Source organism: Klebsiella sp. PL-2018 (genome assembly GCF_019048985.1).
Lineage (GTDB): Bacteria > Pseudomonadota > Gammaproteobacteria > Enterobacterales > Enterobacteriaceae > Klebsiella > Klebsiella michiganensis.
In genome coordinates, this window is sequence record NZ_CP077673.1 from 4,404,566 (window position 1) to 4,420,195 (window position 15,630).

The following is a 15,630-nucleotide window of genomic DNA, read 5'->3' on the forward strand; positions in this document are numbered from 1 at the left end:
CCAACTCCTTAGGGTTATTTGCCGTCTTTACCAACGTGCAGAATGGCGAGGAACGCTTCCTGCGGAAGCTCAACGTTACCGACCTGCTTCATGCGTTTCTTACCGTCTTTCTGCTTCTGCAGCAGCTTTTTCTTACGGCTGACGTCGCCGCCATAGCATTTCGCCAGGACGTTTTTACGCAGCTGTTTTACGGTAGAGCGGGCAATGATGTGGTTGCCGATGGCAGCCTGGATAGCGATATCGAACTGCTGACGCGGGATCAGCTCTTTCATCTTCTCTACCAGTTCGCGGCCGCGGTACGGCGCATTGTCGTTATGCGTGATCAGCGCCAGCGCATCCACACGCTCGCCGTTAATCAACACATCCACACGCACCATGTTGGAAGCCTGGAAGCGCTTGAAGTTGTAGTCCAGCGACGCATAGCCGCGGGAGGTAGACTTCAGTCGGTCGAAGAAGTCGAGCACCACTTCCGCCATCGGGATTTCATAGGTCAGCGCAACCTGATTGCCGTGGTAGACCATGTTGGTCTGTACGCCGCGCTTTTCGATACACAGGGTGATGACGTTGCCCAAAAACTCCTGCGGCAGCAGCATATGACACTCCGCGATCGGCTCGCGCAGCTCCTGAATATTGTTCAGCGGCGGCAGCTTCGACGGGCTGTCGACGTAGATAACCTCTTTCGAGGTGGTTTCGACTTCATAGACTACCGTCGGCGCCGTGGTGATCAGATCCAGATCGTATTCACGCTCCAGGCGCTCCTGGATGATCTCCATATGCAGAAGACCCAGGAAGCCGCAGCGGAAACCGAAGCCCAGCGCCGTAGAGCTTTCCGGTTCATAGAACAGAGAAGCATCGTTGAGGCTCAGTTTGCCCAGCGCGTCGCGGAAGTTTTCATAATCATCGGAGCTGACCGGGAACAGGCCGGCATAGACCTGCGGTTTCACCTTTTTAAAGCCGGGCAGTGCTTTATCTGCCGGGTTGCGCGCAAGCGTCAGCGTATCGCCGACCGGCGCGCCGAGGATGTCTTTAATGGCGCAAACCAGCCAGCCTACCTCGCCGCATTTCAGCTCGGTACGGTCCACTTGCTTCGGCGTGAAGATGCCCAGGCGATCGGCGTTATACACCAGCCCGGTACTCATCACCTTAATTTTATCGCCTTTGCGCATGGTGCCGTTTTTGATACGCACCAGAGAAACGACACCGAGGTAGTTATCAAACCAGGAGTCGATAATCAGAGCCTGCAGCGGCGCTTCCGGATCGCCTTCCGGCGGCGGAATATCGCGCACCAGGCGCTCCAGCACGTCCGGTACGCCAACGCCGGTCTTCGCTGAACAGCGCACCGCATCGGTGGCATCAATACCAACGATGTCTTCAATCTCTTCCGCTACGCGTTCCGGATCGGCTGCGGGCAGGTCGATTTTGTTCAGGACCGGTACGACTTCAAGGTCCATTTCCATCGCCGTATAGCAGTTAGCCAGCGTCTGGGCTTCGACGCCCTGGCCGGCATCAACCACCAGCAAAGCGCCTTCACAGGCGGCAAGCGAACGAGAAACTTCATAAGAGAAGTCGACGTGGCCGGGGGTGTCGATAAAGTTCAGCTGATAGGTTTCGCCATCAGTTGCTTTGTAATCCAGGGTGACGCTCTGCGCCTTGATAGTGATACCGCGCTCACGTTCAAGATCCATGGAGTCCAGAACCTGGGCTGCCATTTCACGATCGGAAAGGCCACCGCAAATCTGGATAATACGGTCAGACAATGTCGACTTACCGTGGTCGATGTGAGCGATGATGGAAAAGTTACGTATATTCTTCATATTTAGAGTTAATTATGCCTTACGCGAATCATGAGGCCGCTGTTCTGTGCCTGACGTTTTTTAATCCGAAAACGCCGCATTCTACACTACATCCACGAAACCAGGAAATGCTCTTACCGCTAGCATAACCGGAGTAAACGATGAGTTCTTGCGGGAGTTGTAAATAAAGATAAGGGCCAGTGAAATCACTGACCCAGCTGGGAGGAAGGCGTCTCGATGCGGACTAAATCTGGCGGTAAACCGACGCTGATAATAACCGGCTGCCACGACTGCCGGGAGGCTAAGCCAGGCGAAAGACCGCGAGCGACCAGAAACCCGCCAACGCCGCCCAAAATTGCCCCGCAAAGCGAGGCAAAGTCGTTGGCAAACAGCACCTGGAATATCGATGCCATCAAGAACAAACCGACTAACGGCGCCATATAAACCAATACCGCCGACCCGAGCAGGCTGCTTTCGGCAATGCCCAGTTCGACTTTTTGCCCGGCCGACAGCGGCTGTTCGCAGGGGACGCTAAGGGTATGGCTGGTTTGCGGCCCAAGCTTATTCAGCACCCGGCTTCCGCAACCGGCGCGAGAAGCACAGCTGCTGCAGGAGGCTTTCACATCGCAGTGCACCAGCGCAACGCCATTTTGCCAGGAAACGACCGTCGCCCACTCTTTAATCATTGTACTGCCCTGAATTTAATACTATCGGAAATACGCTTCGCCGTTTGCGGCGGCAGCTCGCCAACGATGGTTATCTCTGCGTTATCACGCACGGTAGTCGCCACGGTACGACGGCCGGTACGCAGCAGCTGATCGCTGCTATTTGCCGTGGCGCGATTGATATTGACAGAGAAACTAAACAGCCCGTCGGAATACAAACGGGACTCTACCGGGCCATCGAAAGTGGGCAGACGACGCTGGCTGCTGGAGACTTCGGCCACGCCCTGCGGCAGCCAGGTTGGCGCCCAGTTAAAGTTGGCCTTATTGCCCCCTTCCGGCACCGACAGCTGCGGAGGCAGGTTAGCCTTAGACAGGGTTTCCATACTGGCGCTAACGTTATCGCCAACGTTGAACGAGACGACGCGGAACTGCTCAAGCGTTTCGCCGTCGCGATCAAGCAGATCAACGCGCAGAGGCAGCTTAGTTTCAGCATCTAACCATGCGATATAGCTATAGCGGGTGCCATCGCGAGCCACGACGCGCACAACATCGCATAAACGATCGGCAATACGCGTCCGCCCCACGGAAATGAAGTCGTAATAGGATGACAGACGTTTAAAGTCGGAGTAGACCAATGAAGGCAGCGAATCAACGATATAGTCGCCGTTCAGGGTGAAAGGATCGAGTCCGGGCTCAAAATAGCTGATTTCCGTTCCGCGCAGCACCACTTCCCGACGCGGCCCGTCAAGCTGGAGCAGCTGTGCCAGGGTGCGATTGTTTAGTTTAGCGTGTCGATAACGCAGCGACTCAACACCCTGCTTGTTGATGCTGACGAAAGAGAGCTCGTAATTAAGGGACTGGCTGGCCAGGTTCATCTGCTGCAACAACGCCCCGGACGATGTATCAGCCGAGGCGTTGACGGAGAAGAACAGGCTGCCTGCCATGAGCGACATGGCACACCAAAGTTGCTTCATTACTGCGATTGTGTTCCTAAAGTTTGATAGCCCGGCACCTGAACAGCGGCTTGCTGAGTCTGGGCCTGGCCAAACTGAAGCTGTTCCGCATGCAGGCGACGCTGCAATTCATAGTCCTGCAGCATAGCATTAATTCTGCGGCGCTGTTCCTGCACCTGAGCCTGCTGACCGCTACCTGCCGAAGCATCCGCCGGCACGCCCAGGCTGACCGGGCTGGCCTTACCCATCATCGGCATGGTGTTAAACACCGGCGCCTCTGGCTGCTGGGATGAATCAGACTGGCCATTATACTGCTGAACGCCGACAATCACAGCAAGGGATACGCACGCGGCAACGCCCATCTGGGTAAGCGAGCTGGCCCACGGGCGTACTTTTTGCCAGAAAGGCATCTGACGCCACTGGTGCGGTGCGGGCTGAGATTCAGGAATTAGAGGAACCGTCTGACGAACGGGCTCGTTTTCAATGGCGGCCATGACGCGAGCTGAGATATCAAAATGGAGCACCTCACTCGTATCGCCTCGCAGCGTATCGCGGATGAGATGGTAGCTCTCCCAGGTTTTTTGCATTTCAGATGAACGCTCCAGCTCGTTGAGCAGTTCGTTATCCAGCGTTTCACCATCCATTAAGGCCGAAAGTTTTTCTTTCTGCATGCCTGATACCCTTTTCCAGTATTCCGCTATCGTCAACGCCTGATTAGCGGTTGAACTTTATTATCAATAGCTTCTCGCGCCCGGAAGATGCGCGAACGCACTGTGCCCACCGGACAATCCATGATGGCGGCTATTTCTTCATAGCTCATGCCATCCAGCTCCCGCAAGGTAATTGCCATGCGTAAATCTTCCGGAAGCGATTCAATGGTACGAAAAACTATTTGTCTCAGCTCTTCTGACAACATTAAGTTCTCAGGGTTCGAAATTTCTTTCAATGCCCCGCCACTTTCGAAGTTTTCAGCATCATTCGCATCAACATCGCTGGATGGCGGACGGCGTCCCTGAGCAACAAGATAATTCTTCGCCGTGTTTACGGCGATGCGATATAACCAGGTGTAAAAAGCGCTATCCCCCCGGAAAGAATCCAGCGCACGCCATGCTTTAACGAACGATTCCTGAACAACGTCAGCGATATCGCCCGGCGGCACGTAGCGGGAGACCAGACTTGCAACCTTATGCTGATAGCGCACCACCAGCAGGTTAAATGCTTTCTGATCTCCTTTCTGGACCCGTTCAACGAGGACCTGATCCGTTAACTGCTCGCTCATCCGAGGTAATGTCTCCCCAAACCCAATTCCCATGCGTATTCAAAAACACCACCCAATTACTGCATCAAGTGAGCAAGCAGAGGGTTGGAGTGTCTGAAAACAATAAAGTTCCGTTACGCCTTTGTTTTTCGTCCGGCACCGGCTGACGGATTGTTATCTCTCATTATATGTCCCGGTTGCTAAACGATATGTAAGATAATAAGAAAAAGCGCAAGACCCGCCAGAAGGGTAACGTAACCCGGCTTTTATTTCACTATAAAATCTGAAGCTCACGAGCCGCTTCGCAAAACCTTTTTTCCATTTACAGCCCGCCTCATTACGCCGCTATGTTTAGTCCTCGCAACGCTGAGTAAAAAAAATGTACGACTTCTCGCTGGCTGGTGCTATTGTTCGCTTATTGTGTTTAGTAAATTAAACAAAGGCCATGAAAACAACTTCCGATTCCTCCTGTGATGTGCTGATTATTGGCAGCGGCGCTGCCGGATTATCCCTTGCCTTACGCCTGGCGGAACGCTGCGCGGTCACGGTTCTCAGCAAAGGCCCTATCAGTGAAGGTTCTACTTTCTACGCTCAGGGCGGTATTGCCGCCGTATTTGATGAAACCGATAGCGTTGAATCGCACATCGAGGATACGTTGATAGCCGGAGCGGGTCTTTGCGATCGCCATGCGGTCTCATTCGTGGCGAGCAACGCCAAACCCTGCGTTCAGTGGCTAATCGATCAGGGCGTGCTGTTTGATACTCAGGTTCAGGCGAACGGCGAAGAGAGCTACCATCTGACCCGCGAGGGAGGTCACAGCCACCGCAGAATTCTCCACGCCGCCGATGCGACCGGTAAAGCCGTTGAGACTACCCTGGTGAGCCAGGCGCTGGCCCACCCAAATATCCGCATACTGGAACGCAGTAACGCCGTTGACCTTATTATCTCCGATAAAATCGGCCTGCCCGGCACGCGCCGGGTGGTGGGCGCGTGGATCTGGAATCGTAATAAAGAAGCGGTTGAAACCTGTAGCGCAAAGGCCGTGGTGCTGGCTACCGGCGGCGCGGCTAAAGTTTATCAATATACGACGAATCCTGATGTCTCTTCCGGCGATGGTATCGCGATGGCCTGGCGTGCCGGCTGCCGGGTCGCCAACCTCGAATTTAATCAGTTCCACCCAACCGCGCTGTACCATCCGCAAGCGCGCAACTTCCTGCTGACGGAAGCGCTGCGCGGCGAGGGCGCGCTGTTGAAACGCCCTGACGGCACGCGGTTTATGCCGGACTTTGACGAGCGCGGCGAGCTGGCTCCGCGCGATATCGTCGCCAGAGCCATCGATCATGAGATGAAGCGCCTTGGCGCTGACTGCATGTATCTGGATATCAGCCATAAACCGGCAGAATTTATTCGCCACCACTTCCCGATGATCTACGAGAAGCTGCTGGGGCTGGGCATCGATCTGACAAAAGAAGCGGTGCCCGTGGTTCCTGCCGCGCACTACACCTGCGGCGGCGTCATGGTTGACGATCACGGGCGCACCGACGTCGACGGGCTGTATGCCATCGGCGAAGTAAGCTATACCGGATTACACGGCGCTAACCGGATGGCATCAAACTCATTGCTTGAGTGCCTCGTCTACGGGTGGTCCGCCGCCGAAGATATCGTTAAGCGTCTGCCGTTCGCGCAGGCGGTCAATGAACTGCCATCATGGGACGAAAGCCAGGTTGAAATACCTGATGAACTGGTCGTGATTCAGCACAACTGGCATGAGCTGCGCTTGCTGATGTGGGATTATGTCGGCATCGTGCGCACCACCCGCCGTCTTGAGCGCGCCCTGCGCCGCATTACTATGCTGCAGCAGGAGCTGGACGAATACTACGCCCGCTTCCGCGTCTCCAATAATTTACTGGAGCTGCGAAACCTGGTGCAGGTTGCCGAGCTGATTGTGCGCTGCGCCATGCTGCGTAAAGAGAGCCGCGGGCTTCACTATACGCTGGACTATCCTGACCAGTTGCCGGAGAGCGGGCCGTCGGTGCTCTCGCCGCTGGCTCACATAAAAAGATAAAAGTCCTGGGTCAGAGCGGTAAATCCTTCGGAATACTGCTGCTCTGGCCCACGGATGACCAATCTGTCGCTAAAGCACTCCTCCCCCGCCGTCGGCGAAAAAGCCAACAGAACCCGATGCGGCGGGCGCACTTCCGTTTCCGCCACGTCGGTACGCAGACGCAGATGCCAGCCCATATTCTGCGCCCGCTGCACAAAGGCGTTACCAATGTCGACCGGAAGCACGACGCAGAAAAACCCCTCCTCCGTAATAAGCTCGGCGGCGCAGGTTAATAATGTTGCGTGATCGAGGGAGGAGGTATAGCGAGCCTGCTCGCGCTGCGAGGTGGCGCAAGGTACACCTTCAGCGAAAAAAGGCGGATTGCTGACAATCAGCTCATAGCGCCGGGTTTGCTGCGGCTGCCATTGCTGAATATCCGCCTGATGAATCTGCAGGCGCTCGGCCCAGGGAGAATCCGCGGCGTTTTCTCGCGCCTGTTCTGCCGCTTCTTCATCCAGCTCCACGGCATCCACGATGACCGCCTCGCCGGTTCGCTGCGCGAGCATCAGCGCTAACAGACCGCTGCCCGCGCCGATATCCAGCACGCGCTTAACCTGAGCGATGGGGGCCCATGCGCCGAGTAAAATGCCGTCGGTACCCACTTTCATCGCACAGCGATCGTGGGCGACAAAAAACTGCTTAAACGTAAAACCATTGCGCGGCAGCGCGAACTTCGACTGGGACATCCTCGATAACCTTGCGGGCAAAAAACTCCTGAGCTTAAGGCTATGCACAATACCGGAGAACAGATAGCCTTACAAACAGATGAACATTGCGTCCGTAACGTCTATAATCGGCGGTCCACTCAGAGGTAGATCATGACTGTAACGACTTTTTCCGAACTTGAACTCGACGAAAACCTGCTGGACGCCCTCCAGGATAAAGGTTTCACACGCCCGACAGCCATTCAGGCCGCCGCTATTCCGCCTGCGCTTGATGGCCGTGATATTCTCGGTTCAGCCCCGACCGGCACCGGTAAAACGGCGGCGTATCTCCTGCCAGCGTTGCAGCATCTGCTCGATTTTCCGCGCAAGAAGTCTGGTCCGCCGCGCATTCTTATCCTGACCCCCACGCGCGAACTGGCGATGCAGGTTGCCGACCATGCGCGTGAGCTGGCAAAACATACTCATCTGGATATCGCCACGATCACCGGCGGTGTCGCCTATATGAACCATGCCGAAGTGTTCAGCGAAAACCAGGACATCGTGGTCGCCACGACCGGTCGCCTGCTGCAATATATTAAAGAAGAAAACTTTGATTGCCGCGCCGTTGAAACGCTGATCCTTGATGAAGCGGACCGCATGCTGGACATGGGCTTCGCGCAGGATATCGAACACATTGCCGGTGAAACCCGCTGGCGTAAGCAGACCATGCTGTTCTCCGCCACCCTCGAAGGTGACGCCATTAAAGATTTTGCTGAGCGTCTGCTGGAAGAACCGGTGGAAGTCTCTGCGACTCCCTCCACCCGCGAGCGTAAAAAGATTCACCAGTGGTATTACCGCGCCGATGACGTCAAGCATAAGACCGCGCTGCTGGTCCATCTGCTAAAGCAGCCGGAAGCGACGCGTTCTATCGTCTTCGTCCGTAAGCGCGAGCGCGTGCATGAGCTGGCGGGCTGGCTGCGTGAAGCGGGTATCAACACCTGCTGGCTGGAAGGCGAGATGGTACAGGCAAAACGTAATGAAGCGATTAGCCGCCTGACCGATGGCCGTATTAACGTGTTAATCGCCACCGACGTTGCCGCGCGCGGGATCGACATCGCGGACGTCAGTCACGTTTTCAACTTCGACTTGCCGCGCACGGCCGACATCTATCTGCACCGTATCGGTCGTACCGGACGCGCGGGTAAAAAGGGAACGGCCATCTCTCTGGTCGAAGCCCACGACCATCTGCTGCTGGGTAAAATTGGCCGCTATATTGAAGAGCCGTTAAAAGCCCGCGTCATCGATGAACTGCGCCCGACCACTCGCGCACCCAGCGAGAAGCAAACCGGTAAACCTTCCAAGAAGGTTTTAGCCAAGCGTGCAGAGAAGAAAGAGAAAGAAAAAGAGAAACCGCGCGTGAAAAAACGCCATCGCGATACCAAAAACATTGGTAAGCGTCGTAAACCAAGCGCAGCGGATGCTCCGCAGAAGTCAAACGAAGAGTAAAAAAAACGCCGGGATATCCCGGCGTTTTCACATTAAAACGGAATCTTACAGGCTTTCAGTAAAAGTACGGGCGATAACGTCGCGCTGCTGTTCCGGAGTCAGAGAGTTAAAGCGTACCGCATAGCCAGACACGCGAATGGTCAGCTGCGGGTATTTTTCCGGATGTTCAACCGCGTCCAGCAGAGTTTCGCGACGCAGCACGTTAACGTTCAGGTGCTGACCGCCTTCAACGCGGACTTCAGGCTTCACGTCTACCGGGATTTCACGGTATTCGATTTCACCCAGATTGCTCACTGCAACCACGTCATCTTCAGCAAAACCGGCTTTCGCGCACAGGCAGCGGGCTTCGCCTTTTTCGCTATCCAGCAGCCAGAAAGAGTTCAGCAGGTCGTCGTTTGCAGCTTTAGTAATTTGGATACCAGTAATCATTTTATGCCTCCCAGGCAGGGTTTGTTCGATTATTGGCCTTCGCGGCCAATTGGTAAAACCATTGTTCTATGAGTGTATATATATCAGCCGTACACCCGGCATTCTTTGATTTAAATCAACAAAAACCACATCACAAAAGTGGTCATAGGCGGATATTATTGTTTTACATCAAGTTACGCCATGCCACCTACCAAATAAATTTGTAAGTTTTCAATTTTTTTTGCATAAAGAGCGTCAATCGCGTGGGGCAAATTTTGTGATGTTGAAAGATGCAGTTAAGCTATGGCAATGACACTTTGCAGGAGAGCAAAATGACCGCCCCATTAACCTGGCATGACGTGCTGGCAGAAGAGAAGCAGCAACCCTATTTTGTTTATACCCTGAAAACCGTTGCTGACGAGCGGCAATCGGGAATCACCATCTATCCCCCGCAAAAAGATGTCTTTAACGCGTTTCGTTATACTGAGCTAAGCGACGTTAAAGTGGTGATTCTCGGCCAGGATCCTTACCATGGACCAGGGCAGGCGCACGGCCTCGCCTTCTCGGTTCTACCGGGCATTCAGATCCCGCCATCGCTGCTGAATATGTACAAGGAACTGGAAGGGACGATACCAGGCTTTCAGCGCCCGACTCACGGTTATCTCGAAAGCTGGGCGCGCCAGGGCGTGTTGCTGCTCAATACCGTATTAACGGTACGTGCCGGACAAGCGCACTCTCACGCCAGCCTCGGTTGGGAAACTTTTACCGATAAAGTCATTTCGCTGATTAACCAGCATCGGGAAGGCGTCGTCTTTCTGCTGTGGGGTTCGCATGCGCAGAAGAAAGGCGCGATAATCGATCGCCAGCGCCACTGCGTGCTCAAAGCGCCGCACCCGTCGCCCCTCTCCGCCCACCGCGGGTTCTTTGGCAGTAATCATTTCGTGCAGGCGAATCAGTGGCTGACCGAACGCGGCGAAGCGCCCATTGACTGGCTGCCCAGGCTACCGGCTGAAAGCGAATAGCTCTGAAAATGAAAATGCCAGCATTACGCTGGCATTTTGACTCTGAGACAAGGTGTTACGCCTTGTTCTGCCGCCACCATTCAGCCAGCAGCACGCCGGTTGCTACGGACACGTTCAGGCTTTCAACGTTGCCGGTGCCTTCAATCGCGATGTTCAGATCGGCGCTGGAGATAGCGGCGTCAGAAAGACCGTCACTCTCCTGCCCTAACACCAGCACCATTTTCTTCGGCAGCTCGGCTTTGAACAGCGGAGTCCCGTTATGGCTGGAAGTAGAAACAATCGCGTAGCCCGCTTTACGGAAGCGCTCGAGCGTATCGATGAAGCTGTCGCCCGTAATCGGCTCAACGTGCTCAGCGCCGCCTTCCGCAGTACGAATCGCGGCGCCGGACTCCATAACGCCGGCATCCTGCACAATCACGCCTTTGACGCCAAAGTGCGCGCAGCTGCGCATAATCGCGCCGAGGTTGTGCGGGTTGCCGACATCTTCCAGCGCCAGAACACAATCTTCAGCGTCGGCTTTAGCCACCCACTGCTCAACGGAAGTGCCGTGGCGCTTTTTAATCAGGAAGCAAACCCCGCCGTGGTGTTCAGTGCCGGACGCTTTCGCCAGCTCTGCTTCATCGACCACGTGATAGGCTTTACGATTCGCCGCCATCCAGCGCAGAGCTTCTTTGAAGCGCGGGGTCACGCTCTGGATAAACCAGGCGCGAACGATGGCGTCCGGACGGCTCTGGAACAGCGCCTGGCAGGCGTTTTCACCATAAACGCGGGTTTCTTCCGCGCGCTGGCGGCGCAGCACTTCAGGATCGATAAAGCTTTTTCCGCTGATCCCGCCGTGATCCGCTTTTACCGGCGCCTCATCGCCCGGCGCGCGGGATACGGTACGCCACGGAGAGGAACCCTCGCCGCCAAAGCCTTCACGCTTGCGATCGTCACGTTTACGATCGCCACCGCGGCTCTCTTTTTCATCGCGCGCAGGGCGGTTACGACCGTCAACACGAGACTTTCCTGGACGTCCCCCGCCCTTCCCGGTACGCGGGTTATGGGTACGTCGGTCAGAATCATCATCACTGCGGACATACATCACTTTGACCTTGCCGCTTTTATTTTTCAGTTCGTCGTCGCTCATTCATTTTCTCCACCTGCGCTGCGCGAAGCGCGCAGATTACCCGATGTGCCATCACTTAGCCATTATTTCATTTAAAAGCCTGAGTCTATCGTATTCATTGAATAGAACTCATTGTCCTTTATTCGCGGTGCATCGATAATATGTAACATTACAGAAACAAATCGGCCACGTGCCGCGCTGCAACCCATAACCAGAGGTTAGTTATGAATACCGTTTGTGCCAGTTGTCAGGCTCTGAACCGCATCCCCGACGATCGTAGCGCCGATGGCGCGAAATGCGGGCGCTGCGGTCACGATCTTTTTGATGGCGATGTGATCAACGCGACCGGGGCAACGCTGGATAAACTGCTGAAGGACGATCTGCCCGTGGTTGTTGATTTCTGGGCGCCGTGGTGTGGCCCCTGCCGTAACTTTGCGCCAATCTTTGAAGATGTGGCTGAAGAACGCAGCGGCGAAATGCGTTTCGTGAAAGTGAATACCGAGATGGAGCGTGAACTGAGCGCTCGCTTCCGCATTCGCAGCATCCCGACCATTATGATGTTTAAAAATGGCGAAGTTATCGACATGCTCAATGGCGCCGTACCTAAAGCACCTTTCGATAGCTGGCTAAACGAAGCAGGCCAGCAGTAAACCTCGCGGGGCACCGCTTGTGCCCCGTTTTCTCCTCTGCGACAATGGCGTTTTTTCTTAGCGATCCCCATGACTGATAACGCCGTCCTTCGCCTTCGCGCCGAACGCCTCGCGCGCGCCACCCGGCCTTTTCTTGCTCGCGGCAACCGTATCCACCGCTGCCAGCGTTGCTTGCTGCCGTTGAAGCAGTGCCTCTGCGCCACCCTCAAGCCGGCTGCCGCCGCCAGCCGTTTTTGCCTGGTGATGTTCGATACCGAGCCAATGAAGCCCAGCAATACCGGTCGCCTGATTGCCGATATCCTGCCGGAGACGGAGGCCTTTCAGTGGTCACGAACCGAACCGCCGCAGGCGCTTCTCGATCTCGTCGCCGACGCGCAATATCAGCCAATGGTGGTTTTTCCTGCCTCTTATGCTGGCCCGGAGCGTCAGGTACTTGATTCACCGCCCCCGGGTAAACCACCGCTGTTTATTATGCTCGACGGCACCTGGCCCGAAGCGCGAAAAATGTTCCGTAAAAGCCCCTGGCTTGACGCGCTGCCGATGATTTCCGTCGATCTGTCGCGTATCTCCGCTTATCACCTGCGGGAAGCTCACGCAGAAGGCCAATACTGTACTGCCGAAGTCGCGATTGCGCTGCTGGATCTCGCGGGAGATAAAAACGCAGCCACGGCCCTTGGCGAGCACTTCAGCGTATTCAGAACGCGCTACCTGGCAGGAAAAACTCAGCATAAGGGCAGTATCACAGCACAACTGACAGAAAACGTTTAAAATCATTCGGTCACTGGGGATCAAAGGAGACCGGTATGAGCCAACGAGGCCTGGAAGCATTGCTGCGGCCAAAGTCGATCGCCGTTATTGGCGCATCAATGAAACCACAGCGCGCCGGTTATCTGATGATGCGCAACCTGCTGGCGGGCGGATTTAGCGGCCCCGTTCTCCCCGTAACGCCAGCGTGGAAAGCGGTTCAGGGCGTACTGGCCTGGCCTGACGTCGACAGTCTGCCCTTCACGCCCGATCTCGCCGTACTTTGTACTAACGCCCGCCGAAATCTTGAGCTGCTGGAAGCGCTGGGGCAAAAAGGGTGCAAAACCTGCATCATTCTCTCCTCCATCCCCGAACAGTATCCCGCGCTGCTTGAATGCGCCTCCCGCTACCAGATGCGTCTGCTCGGCCCTAACAGCCTTGGCCTGCTTGCGCCGTGGCAGGGCCTCAACGCCAGCTTTTCGCCGGTGCCTATTCATCGCGGCAAACTGGCGTTTATTTCGCAATCGGCGGCGGTCTCCAATACCATCCTCGACTGGGCCCAGCAGCGCGAGATGGGTTTTTCTTACTTTATTGCGCTGGGGGATAGTCTGGACATCGACGTTGATGACCTGCTTGATTTCCTCGCTCGCGATAGTAAAACCAGCGCCATTTTGCTTTATCTCGAACACCTCAGCGATGCCCGTCGTTTTGTCTCTGCGGCCCGTAGCGCATCGCGTAATAAGCCGATCCTGGTGATTAAAAGCGGACGCAGTCCGGCTGCGCAGAAGCTTCTGCACGTCAACTCTGGCATGGATCCGGCCTGGGACGCCGCTATTCAGCGCGCAGGTTTATTGCGCGTACAGGACACGCACGAGCTGTTCTCAGCGGTCGAAACCCTCAGCCACATGCGCCCGCTGCGCGGCGAGAAACTGATGATAATCAGCAACGGCGCCGCTCCGGCTGCGCTGGCGCTGGATGAGCTCTGGCTGCGTAACGGCAAACTCGCCGCGCTCAGCGAAGAGACCAGCAGCGCTCTCCGTCAGGCATTACCTGAAACCATCGATATTGCCAACCCGCTGGATCTCCGCGATGACGCCAGCAGCGAGCATTACCTCAAAGCGTTGAACGTACTGCTGGATAGCCATGACTACGATGCGCTGCTGGTGATCCACTCTCCCAGCGCTGCCGCACCGGGAACAGAGAGCGCGCTGGCGCTGATTGACGCCCTGAAGCGCCACCCGCGCGGCAAATACGTTACGGTTCTTACCAACTGGTGCGGTGAGTTCTCTTCACAAGAAGCCCGGCGCCTGTTTAGCGATGCGGGGCTGCCGACCTATCGAACGCCTGAAGGAACCATTACCGCTTTTATGCACATGGTGGAGTACCGGCGTAACCAGAAACAGCTCAGGGAAACCCCGGTCCTGTCAGATTCGTTAACCACTAACGCTGCCGAAGCGTACAACCTGCTGCAACGGGCAATGAATGAAGGCGCAACGTCGCTGGATACCCATGAAGTGAGCCCCGTTCTGCACGCTTACGGTATTCATACCCTGCCGACGTGGATTGCCGCTGATAGCGCCGAGGCTGTACATATTGCCGAGCAGATTGGCTACCCCGTCGCTCTGAAGCTGCGCTCGCCTGATATTCCGCACAAGTCGGAAGTTCAGGGGGTTATGCTTTATCTGCGCACGGCTACCGAGGTACAGCAGGCCGCGGACGCGATTATAGATCGCGTCAAAATGACCTGGCCTCAGGCGCGTATTCACGGGCTGCTGGTGCAAAGCATGGCTAATCGCGCCGGGGCACAGGAGCTGCGGGTTGTCGTTGAGCACGATCCGGTTTTTGGGCCGCTGATCATGCTGGGGGAAGGCGGCGTCGAATGGCGGGCTGAGGATCAGGCCGCCGTCGCGCTCCCGCCGCTGAATATGAACCTTGCGCGCTATCTGGTTATCCAGGCCATCAAAAGTAAAAAAGTGCGCGGCCGCAGCGCGCTGCGCCCTCTCGATATTCCTGGCCTGAGCCAGCTTCTGGTACAGGTATCGAATTTGATCGTCGACTGTCCGGAAATACAGCGCCTGGATATTCATCCTCTTCTGGCTTCCGGCCACGAGTTTACCGCGCTTGATGTCACGTTAACTCTCGCACCGTTTACCGGCGATAGTGAAAGTCGCCTGGCCATACGCCCTTACCCTCAGCAGCAGGAGGAGTGGGTGGTGATGAAGAATGGTGAACGCTGTCTTTTCCGTCCCATCCTCCCGGAAGATGAGCCGCAGCTTATGGCCTTTATCGCTCAGGTCACGAAAGAAGATCTTTATTATCGTTACTTCAGCGAAATCAACGAATTTACTCATGATGATTTAGCCAATATGACGCAGATCGACTACGATCGAGAAATGGCCTTTGTTGCTGTGCGCACCACCGCCGAGGGGAACGAGATCCTCGGCGTAACGCGAGCGATCTCCGATCCGGATAATATCGATGCCGAGTTTGCTGTACTGGTGCGCTCCGACCTGAAGGGTATGGGGTTAGGCCGCAAGCTCCTGGAAAAGCTGATTGTCTACACGCAAAACCACGGCCTGCAGCGTTTGAATGGCATTACCATGCCGAATAATAAAGGCATGATCGGACTCGCCAGAAAGCTAGGATTCTCGGTTGATATTCAGCTTGAAGATGGAATTGTCAGTTTGTCTCTACATCTTGTACCTGAGCAATTACAAACGGCTGGCCGCAATTGTTGACTACTTTAACGGGTAGTAATGGTATTATTGCCCGCTT

At 55.5% G+C, this 15,630-nt stretch carries 14 protein-coding genes; 6 read left to right on the forward strand and 8 right to left on the reverse strand.

The genetic code is table 11. From position 1 onward, the window contains the following. Window positions 1-14: 14 nt before the first annotated feature. The 5 genes from lepA to rpoE all read right to left on the reverse strand — a co-directional run bounded on the left by lepA (window position 15) and on the right by rpoE (window position 4,690). Window positions 15-1,814 carry a translation elongation factor 4 gene (gene lepA, locus MKleb_RS20575; RefSeq protein ID WP_025106580.1) on the reverse strand — a complete coding sequence of 600 codons (1,800 nt, stop codon included), beginning with the start codon at window positions 1,812-1,814 and terminating at the stop codon, window positions 15-17. Window positions 1,815-1,999: 185 nt separating this feature from the next. Next, window positions 2,000-2,479 carry a SoxR-reducing system protein RseC gene (gene rseC, locus MKleb_RS20580; protein WP_025106579.1) on the reverse strand — a complete coding sequence of 160 codons (480 nt, stop codon included), beginning with the start codon at window positions 2,477-2,479 and terminating at the stop codon, window positions 2,000-2,002. Beyond that, entirely contained in the window at window positions 2,476-3,432 is a 957-nt protein-coding gene (gene rseB, locus MKleb_RS20585; RefSeq protein WP_004853278.1) for a sigma-E factor regulatory protein RseB, read from the reverse strand. The genes rseC and rseB overlap by 4 nt, the downstream gene beginning before the upstream one ends. Beyond that, the gene (gene rseA, locus MKleb_RS20590) at window positions 3,432-4,082 is read right to left on the reverse strand and encodes an anti-sigma-E factor RseA (RefSeq protein WP_004853279.1); all 651 of its coding nucleotides are present in this window, start codon (window positions 4,080-4,082) and stop codon (window positions 3,432-3,434) included. The genes rseB and rseA overlap by 1 nt, the downstream gene beginning before the upstream one ends. Window positions 4,083-4,114: 32 nt before the next feature. After that, entirely contained in the window at window positions 4,115-4,690 is a 576-nt protein-coding gene (gene rpoE, locus MKleb_RS20595; RefSeq protein ID WP_004104583.1) for an RNA polymerase sigma factor RpoE, read from the reverse strand. Between the two features lie 424 nt (window positions 4,691-5,114). Between rpoE and nadB the strand changes: the two genes are divergently transcribed. Beyond that, the gene (gene nadB, locus MKleb_RS20600) at window positions 5,115-6,734 is read left to right on the forward strand and encodes an L-aspartate oxidase (protein ID WP_004853280.1); all 1,620 of its coding nucleotides are present in this window, start codon (window positions 5,115-5,117) and stop codon (window positions 6,732-6,734) included. On the opposite strand, the gene trmN is transcribed toward nadB, so the two are convergent. Next, window positions 6,719-7,459, reverse strand: coding sequence for a tRNA(1)(Val) (adenine(37)-N(6))-methyltransferase TrmN (gene trmN / locus MKleb_RS20605; protein ID WP_014839225.1), 741 nt, complete (start codon window positions 7,457-7,459; stop codon window positions 6,719-6,721). The genes nadB and trmN overlap by 16 nt on opposite strands. A 132-nt stretch (window positions 7,460-7,591) precedes the next feature. Between trmN and srmB the strand changes: the two genes are divergently transcribed. Then, complete coding sequence (gene srmB, locus MKleb_RS20610) at window positions 7,592-8,923, forward strand: ATP-dependent RNA helicase SrmB (RefSeq protein WP_004853282.1); 1,332 nt, start codon at window positions 7,592-7,594, stop codon at window positions 8,921-8,923. A 45-nt stretch (window positions 8,924-8,968) separates the two neighbouring features. On the opposite strand, the gene grcA is transcribed toward srmB, so the two are convergent. Beyond that, a complete protein-coding gene (grcA, locus tag MKleb_RS20615) occupies window positions 8,969-9,352 on the reverse strand; it encodes an autonomous glycyl radical cofactor GrcA (protein WP_004104596.1) in 384 nt (127 codons plus the stop codon). A 311-nt stretch (window positions 9,353-9,663) separates the two neighbouring features. On the opposite strand from grcA, the gene ung reads away from it, so the two are divergent. Next, a complete protein-coding gene (ung, locus tag MKleb_RS20620) occupies window positions 9,664-10,353 on the forward strand; it encodes a uracil-DNA glycosylase (protein WP_025106578.1) in 690 nt (229 codons plus the stop codon). A gap of 55 nt (window positions 10,354-10,408) precedes the next feature. Here ung and MKleb_RS20625 read toward each other — a convergent pair whose 3' ends face one another. Then, window positions 10,409-11,482 (reverse strand): tRNA/rRNA methyltransferase, encoded by a 1,074-nt coding sequence (locus MKleb_RS20625; protein ID WP_004123719.1) that lies wholly within the window; start codon window positions 11,480-11,482, stop codon window positions 10,409-10,411. A gap of 203 nt (window positions 11,483-11,685) precedes the next feature. Between MKleb_RS20625 and trxC the strand changes: the two genes are divergently transcribed. From trxC to MKleb_RS20640, 3 genes are all read left to right on the forward strand, one after another. Next, on the forward strand, window positions 11,686-12,111 hold the full coding sequence (gene trxC / locus MKleb_RS20630) for a thioredoxin TrxC (RefSeq protein ID WP_004104599.1): 426 nt from the start codon (window positions 11,686-11,688) through the stop codon (window positions 12,109-12,111). 69 nt (window positions 12,112-12,180) lie between these two features. Then, complete coding sequence (locus MKleb_RS20635; protein WP_025106577.1) at window positions 12,181-12,879, forward strand: tRNA-uridine aminocarboxypropyltransferase; 699 nt, start codon at window positions 12,181-12,183, stop codon at window positions 12,877-12,879. Between the two features lie 35 nt (window positions 12,880-12,914). Further along, a complete protein-coding gene (locus tag MKleb_RS20640; protein WP_025106576.1) occupies window positions 12,915-15,593 on the forward strand; it encodes a bifunctional acetate--CoA ligase family protein/GNAT family N-acetyltransferase in 2,679 nt (892 codons plus the stop codon). The last annotated feature ends 37 nt before the right edge of the window (window positions 15,594-15,630 follow it).